Here is a 6193-nt window from a genome sequence, read left to right as displayed (position 1 = left end):
GCGGGGGCCGGACGGCCCGTCGTCACTTCAGGTGGCGGGTGAAGAACCGGGCCGCGTCCTCCCCCGCGGACCGGGGGACGCCGGTGTGCCCGCCCATGTTGGCGACGAGGGTCTTCTCCTCGGAGCCGAAGGCGTCGAACAGGTCGAGGGCCGCCTGCCGGTCGTTGCCCTCGTCGTCCCACTGCAGCAGGACGTGCAGGGGAACGGTCACCCGGCGGGCCTCCTCGAAGGTGGCGCGGGGCACGAAGCTGCCGGCGAAGAGGCCGGCGGCCTTGATGCGGGGCTCGACCACCGCGAGGCGGACGCCGATGGAGATCACTCCGCCCGAGTACCCGACCGGGCCGTCGATCCCGGGCAGTTCCAGGAGGGCGTCCAGGGCCGCCCGCAGCTCGGGGACCGCCCGGTCGACGAGCGGGAGGACGAGGGCGTCGACGATCTCCTCGCCGACCGGTTCGCCGGCCTGCAGGGCCCGGCGCAGGTCGGCGCGGGCCTGTTCGAGAACCTCCCAGCGCGGGCGGTCGCCGCTTCCGGGGAGTTCGACGGCGGCCGAGGCGAAGCCGTCCGCCGCGGCGTGCCGGGCGCGGGCGGCCAGCCGCGGGTACATCTTCGCCAGGCCCAGAGTGGGGTGGCCGAGCAGGATCAGCGGTACCGGGGCGGACGCGGAGGCGGATGCGGGCGTCCAGAGGATGCCGGGGATCCCGTCGAGGGTGAACTCGCGCTCGAGTACGTCGCCGTCGAGGTGCTGTTCGGAAGTGAAGTGCACGGTCGTGCCTTTCGGGAGTGCGCGTGTGGCGGCGCTCCCGGACGACCTATCGCCCGGCCGTGACCCCGGAGGGGAGCACCCATGTCGATACTGCGTTCACGGGTACCACCTCCTCGTTCTCCTGCACGGCTGCCGGAAAGATAGCAGGGGGTCCGGACGGCCGCCAACCGGATTCCCGGGTGCCGGGCCTCAGCCGCGGAGGAGGGAGCGGATGAGGTGGGCGCTGGGCTTGGGTGTCCGGTCGCGGTCGAAGAGGCCGAAGGGGACGGTGTGGCCGTCGAGCCATTCGTAGTTGTCCACGCCGGTCCACAGGTGCACGCCGGTGATGTCCATCCCGTCCGCGAGGGCCCGGCGGACCTGTTCGAGGGCGTCGGAGAGGTAGGCGGCGCGCCGGGCGTCGTCGTCGCCGCCGAGGCCGATCTCGGCCACGAGGAACCTCTTGCCGGGCAGCTCGGTGTGGAGCCGGGAGAGGACCTCGCCCAGGCCCGGTGCCCACGGGGCGTACCCCTGCGGGCCCGCGGGGTGTCCGGCGGGGTGGGGCAGGAGGTTCGCGGACGCGTCGACGGCGGCGGCGAAGTAGTAGCTGAAGCCGTACTGGTCGAAGGCGTCCTCGTAGCGGGGGGTCCGGGCCAGGTCGAGCCAGGTGCCCCACAGGACGGCGTCGACGAGGGCGGTGGCGCCTGCGGCGTCGGCGCCGGTGTCCGCCGGGTGCAGGGGGACCAGCGCCTCGTTGGTGGAGGTGGGCTTCCCGGTCTGGCGCAGCCGCAGCGCGGCCTCGAACTCCGCCTCGTGGACGGCCCGCAGGACGGTGAGGAACTCCTCCTGGGAGGCGTGCCCGGGCGGGAACGTGCCGCGGAGGTAGGCCTTCTCGGCGTAGCCGGACGGGTTGTTGACCGGCATCCAGCCGTCGACGAGGTCACCGAAGGCCTCCGCGGCGAAGTCCACGTGCCGGGCCCAGGTGGCGGCGGCCGCCGGCGCGAGGAAGCCGCCGTCGGCGGCGAACCAGGCGGGCAGGGCGGTGTGCAGGAGGCACGCCCACAGGGACAGCCCCGCCCGGCGGCCCGCCCGCAGGACCTCCCGGTAGTGCTCGACCGCCCGCTGGTCGTACCGTCCGGGCGCGGGCTCGATCCGGGCCCAGTCCAGCGACATCCGGTACTCGCCGAACCCCCAGTCGGCCAGGAGCCGGAAGTCGGAGGCGTACCGCTCGCCGAAGCCGTTGCCGTCGCCGCTGCGCGGGGCCTTGCCGGCCTCCTCCCACGCCCACCAGTTGTCCGCTGGTGTCGCACCCTGGCTCTGGGTGGCCGAGCTCGCCGTCCCCCACCTGAAACCGGGAGGGAAGCTGCTGGGCCCGAGGGTGGACGAGGTCATGGCGGTGCTCCTGATCGGGTGCGGGCTGATGATCGAAAACGTATCACCGGCCGCCGCGCCGCCCTGCCCCCTGGGGCGGGATCAGGACTCGTCGGCCACGCCGCCCACGGAGGACGGGGCCGCCGCCCTCCTCCTGCGGTAGAGCACCGCCGCGCCGACCGCGAGGAGGAGGACGGCCACGCCGGACACCCCGAGGGCCGTCCGTTCGGCGAAAAGCCTGCCCAGCACCTCGAGCACGCCGATCCCCGCGGTCGCGTAGATCAGCGCCCAGGCCGCTCCGCCGACGAACAGGGCGGGGAGGTAGCGCGGCAACGGCATGCGCATGCTGCCGGCGAGGAAGTTGGCGGCGGTCTGGAGGCCTACGGTCAGGAAGGAGACGGCCACCACGGGCGCGCCCCAGCGCTGGATCGCCCGCTCGGCGCGCCGGAACTTCGCCGAGGAGGTCCGGGCGGCGAACCTGCTGCGCCGGGCCCCGGCGCCGGCGAGCCATCCGACGGCGAACGTCCCTCCGGCGCGCAGCAGGACGATGGCGTACAGGGCCCCGGCCGTGAGCGCGATCTTATCCACGACGCCTCATCCCGGCTCCCGTTCCGTTCCGCTTCGTGTCGATCGTTCCATGGATGACCGGCCACCCGCGACACCCATCAAGGAAGGTAAGCCTAACCGAACGCGGATGCGGTGGTACAGGGCGCCCGTGCGCGGTGCCGCGCGGCCTACCGGTCCAGGACGGGGAGCGAGGCCAGGCCGCGGACGAGACGGGTGCGCCGCCACCGCAGCTCCTCGGCCGGTACGGCGAGGCGCACCCCGGGGAAGCGGGTCAGCACGGCGCGCAGGGCGATCTCGGCCTCGGCCAGGGCCAGGGGGGCGCCGACGCAGCGGTGGATGCCGTGGCCGAAGGCGAGATGGGCCGCCGCGTCCCGGTCCGGGTCGAGGCGGTCCGGCGCCGGGAACCGGTCCGGGTCCCGGTTGGCCGCCCCGAGCGCGACCAGGACCGGGACCCCGGCCGGGATCGCGGTGCCGCCGAGGGTGACGGGCTCCGTGGTGAACCGGAAGGTGGCAGTGCCCACCGGTGAGTCGAAGCGCAGCAGTTCGTCCAGCACGGCGGGGAGCATGTCCGGGTCCGCGCGGAGGCGGGCCGGCACGGCCGGGCTGCGCAGGAGGGCCAGGAGGGCGTTGCCGAGGGCGTTGGCGGTGGTCTCGTGCCCGGCCACGAGCAGCAGCACGGCCAGGGAGACCAGTTCCTCCTCGCTCAGCCGGTCCTGCCCGTCCCGTGCCGCGATCAGCCGGTCCAGGAGCGAGCTGCCGGGGGCCCGCCGCCTGGCGGCGATGAGCTCCGTCATGTAGCCGGCCAGCGCGTGCGAGGCCTCGTCGACGGCCTCGGGCTGCCCGTCGGCGAACAGCCCCGCCGACCAGCGCCGGACCGCGGACCGGTCGGCCTGCGGTACGCCGAGGAGCTCGCAGATCACGATGACCGGCAGCGGGACGGCCAGACCGGCCACGAAGTCGAAGGGTTCCCCGGGGTTCCACCGGGCCAGGAGTTCGTCGGTGGTGCGGGCGATGAAGGGCCGCAGCTGCCTGACGGCCCCGGTGGTGAAGGCCCCGGTGACCAGCTTGCGCAGCCGGGTGTGCCCGGGCGGGTCGGTGGCGAGCATGGAGCGGGACACGGCCGGGTGCAGGCGGCGGCGCGACTCCTTGTCCGCGAAGAAGGCCCCCGTGTCCTTGGAGAGCCGCGGGTCGCCGAGGGCCTCCCGGGCTTCCGCGTAGCCGGTGACCAGGTAGGCGGGACCTCCCGCGGACCCTGCGGGGAGGAACCGCACCGGACCGGCGGCCCGCGTGGCCGCGTACTCCTCGTACGCCGCGTAGGGGCCCTGGGGCCGGGGGTCCGGGGTCACAGTCCCTGCCCCGCCCGGAGCCGTTCGATCTGCCGGAGGACGGGCGCTTCGCCGAGACGGGTCTGCAGCTGCGACCACAGCCCCGACATGTCGACGATGCACGACCCGACCCGGGCCACGATGCGCTCGGAGATGTTGTTGGAGGCGGCGGAGCCCTCCTCGTGGATGGTGATCCTGATCCGGATGGCTTCCTCGGGGAAGCCCGAGCCGTGCAGCTCCTCGGTCGCCACGGTCGACGTGGTGCCGTCGGAACCGTGCGGGCCGCAGGCCGCGGCGGCTTCGCGCAGCTCGGCGAAGGCCGTCGCGGCACCCGTCCCCGGGTGGGACGCGAGGAAGTTGACGCTCGGTTCGCCCGGGCGCTTCGAGGTGAAGGTCTGGGCGATGGCCGCCCGGGCGCCCTTGTGGTTGAACAGGGCCCACAGGGTGCGGCACGCGGGCGGGTCGCCCTCGGTCGCGGCGTACGTCCCGAACTCGGACGGGTGCACGTCCCGGATGCCGCGGTCGGGGTCCGGGACTCCGCCGTCCTCCCCCGGCTGCAGCACCAGCTCCCGCAGCCGCGCGTTGTCCGGCACCTCGCCGGCCGCACCCCGGGCCGGCATGGGGACGGACGGTGGGCCCGACGCTTGCGTCCGGGCCGGCGTGGGCGCGGCGGTCGGGCTTCCCGCCGGGCCGCCGGAGCAGGCGGCGAGCAGGAGGCAGCCGACGGCCGCCGGCAGGACGGAGAAGTGGTGCTTGGACATGTGAGGAGCCCCCGGCTACGAGTGGACCGCGCCGGCCCGCCCGAACTGTAGCCGCACCCGGTCCGGGCACCGCGCGGCGAGGGCCGTGCAACGGGTCGTCAGCTGTCCGCGAGGGCGAGTTTCACGCCGAAGCCGACGAGTACCGTGCCGGTGACCGCGTCGATGGCACGGCGCACCGGGGCGCGGTCCAGCCAGCGGCGGACCAGGTGGGTGCCGAAGATCAGCGCGCTGAACCAGACCAGTCCCTCCAGGTCGTGGACGGCCGCCAGGACGACCCCCATGAGGAGGTGCGGGGCTCCTTCGGGGATGAACTGGGGCAGCATCGCCATGTAGAAGACGCCGTTCTTGGGGTTGAGCAGGCTGGTGCCCAGGCCGCGTGCCCAGGACCGGGCCCAGGTCTCCTCCGTGGCCGGCGCGCCGCCCGCCTCCGGCGCCTCCTGCGGCGACGCGGGGCGGCGGCGCTCCGCGAGGGTGCGGCGGAGCATGCCGATGCCGAGCCAGACCAGGTACGCGGCGCCGGCCACGCGCAGCGCGTCGTACAGGAGGCGGGACGCCGTGAGCACCGCCGAGGCGCCGACCGCGGCGGCCACGCCCCACACGAGCACCCCGCAGAGGATCCCCAGGGCCGTCGCGAAGGCCCGGCGCCGGCCCTGGGTGAGGGCGGAACGCAGCACCAAGGCGGTGTCCAGCCCCGGCATGATGGTCAGCATGCCCGCCACCACGGCGAAGGAGGCGAGAGCAGAGGAAACGGTCATGCGGTCATCCTGGTGCCGGGGCCGCGATCACGTCCAATGCCTTCTGCTTCACCGGGCATCAGCGGTACTGATGCCGGTGGTGGGACGGGGCCAGCTGATGCGGGTGGCGCACAGGGTGACCAGGAGGGCCGAGGCGGCGACCGCCGCCATGCCCCAGGACAGGTTGCCGGCGCTCGCGATGAAGCCGATCAGGGCCGGGCCGGCCAGCAGGCCGGTGGTTCCCATCGCGGCGACCAGGGCGAGGGCGTCCGGGCCCTTGCGGGCGGCGGCCACGTAGACGCACGGGGTCACCGCGGCGGCCCCGAGGCCGACGCAGGCGAAGCCGAGCAGGGTGGGCACGACGCCGCCCGCCGGCAGCGCGAGCGCCAGACCGGTGCCCGCGAGGGCGCTGCCGGCCCGGACGACGCGGCCGTCGCCCCAGCGGCTGCGCAGGCCGTCCGCGAAGAGGCGGGCCGTCACCATCGTCACGGAGACGACGGCGATGCCCAGCGGCGCGACCTGCTCGGAGGCTCCGGCCACCGTGTCCAGGTAGAGCGCCGACCAGTCGTTCATGGCGCCCTCGGTCACGGTGGCGAAGGCCATCGCCGCTCCCATCCACAGGGCGGCGGCGGAGAACGCGGCCCGGGACCTGCCGGTCTTCTCCCCCTCGCCCGGGGATTCGCCCGGGGATTCGCC

6 protein-coding genes and 1 pseudogene are annotated in these 6193 nt (G+C 74.8%); all 7 read right to left on the bottom strand.

All coding sequences use genetic code 11. The features are described 5' to 3' along the window. Positions 1 to 22: 22 nt before the first annotated feature. Entirely contained in the window at positions 23 to 763 is a 741-nt protein-coding gene (locus ACFVXK_RS36480) for an alpha/beta hydrolase (RefSeq protein ID WP_389621022.1), read from the bottom strand. A 189-nt stretch (positions 764 to 952) separates the two neighbouring features. Continuing rightward, complete coding sequence (locus tag ACFVXK_RS36475) at positions 953 to 2131, bottom strand: family 1 glycosylhydrolase (RefSeq protein WP_389621019.1); 1179 nt, start codon at positions 2129 to 2131, stop codon at positions 953 to 955. Positions 2132 to 2212: 81 nt separating this feature from the next. Beyond that, positions 2213 to 2698, bottom strand: coding sequence for a DedA family protein (locus ACFVXK_RS36470; protein WP_389621016.1), 486 nt, complete (start codon positions 2696 to 2698; stop codon positions 2213 to 2215). A 146-nt stretch (positions 2699 to 2844) separates the two neighbouring features. Continuing rightward, complete coding sequence (locus tag ACFVXK_RS36465) at positions 2845 to 4023, bottom strand: cytochrome P450 (RefSeq protein WP_389621014.1); 1179 nt, start codon at positions 4021 to 4023, stop codon at positions 2845 to 2847. Continuing rightward, on the bottom strand, positions 4020 to 4763 hold the full coding sequence (locus tag ACFVXK_RS36460) for a hypothetical protein (protein ID WP_389621011.1): 744 nt from the start codon (positions 4761 to 4763) through the stop codon (positions 4020 to 4022). Before ACFVXK_RS36460 ends, ACFVXK_RS36465 begins: the two co-directional genes overlap by 4 nt. Before the next feature lie 98 nt (positions 4764 to 4861). Then, positions 4862 to 5518 carry a LysE family translocator gene (locus ACFVXK_RS36455; protein ID WP_389621008.1) on the bottom strand — a complete coding sequence of 219 codons (657 nt, stop codon included), beginning with the start codon at positions 5516 to 5518 and terminating at the stop codon, positions 4862 to 4864. 48 nt (positions 5519 to 5566) lie between these two features. After that, positions 5567 to 6193, bottom strand: a pseudogene (locus tag ACFVXK_RS36450) (MFS transporter); the annotation flags it as partial.

Source organism: Streptomyces sp. NPDC058157 (assembly GCF_042884105.1).
GTDB lineage: Bacteria > Actinomycetota > Actinomycetes > Streptomycetales > Streptomycetaceae > Streptomyces.
This window is presented reverse-complemented; position numbering and strand designations above follow the sequence as displayed.

Coding starts and splice junctions, on each gene's coding strand:
- ACFVXK_RS36475 (WP_389621019.1), bottom strand. CDS start 2,131: ATGACCTCGTCCACCCTCGGGCCCAGCAGCTTCCCTCCCGGTTTCAGG.
- ACFVXK_RS36460 (WP_389621011.1), bottom strand. CDS start 4,763: ATGTCCAAGCACCACTTCTCCGTCCTGCCGGCGGCCGTCGGCTGCCTC.
- ACFVXK_RS36455 (WP_389621008.1), bottom strand. CDS start 5,518: ATGACCGTTTCCTCTGCTCTCGCCTCCTTCGCCGTGGTGGCGGGCATG.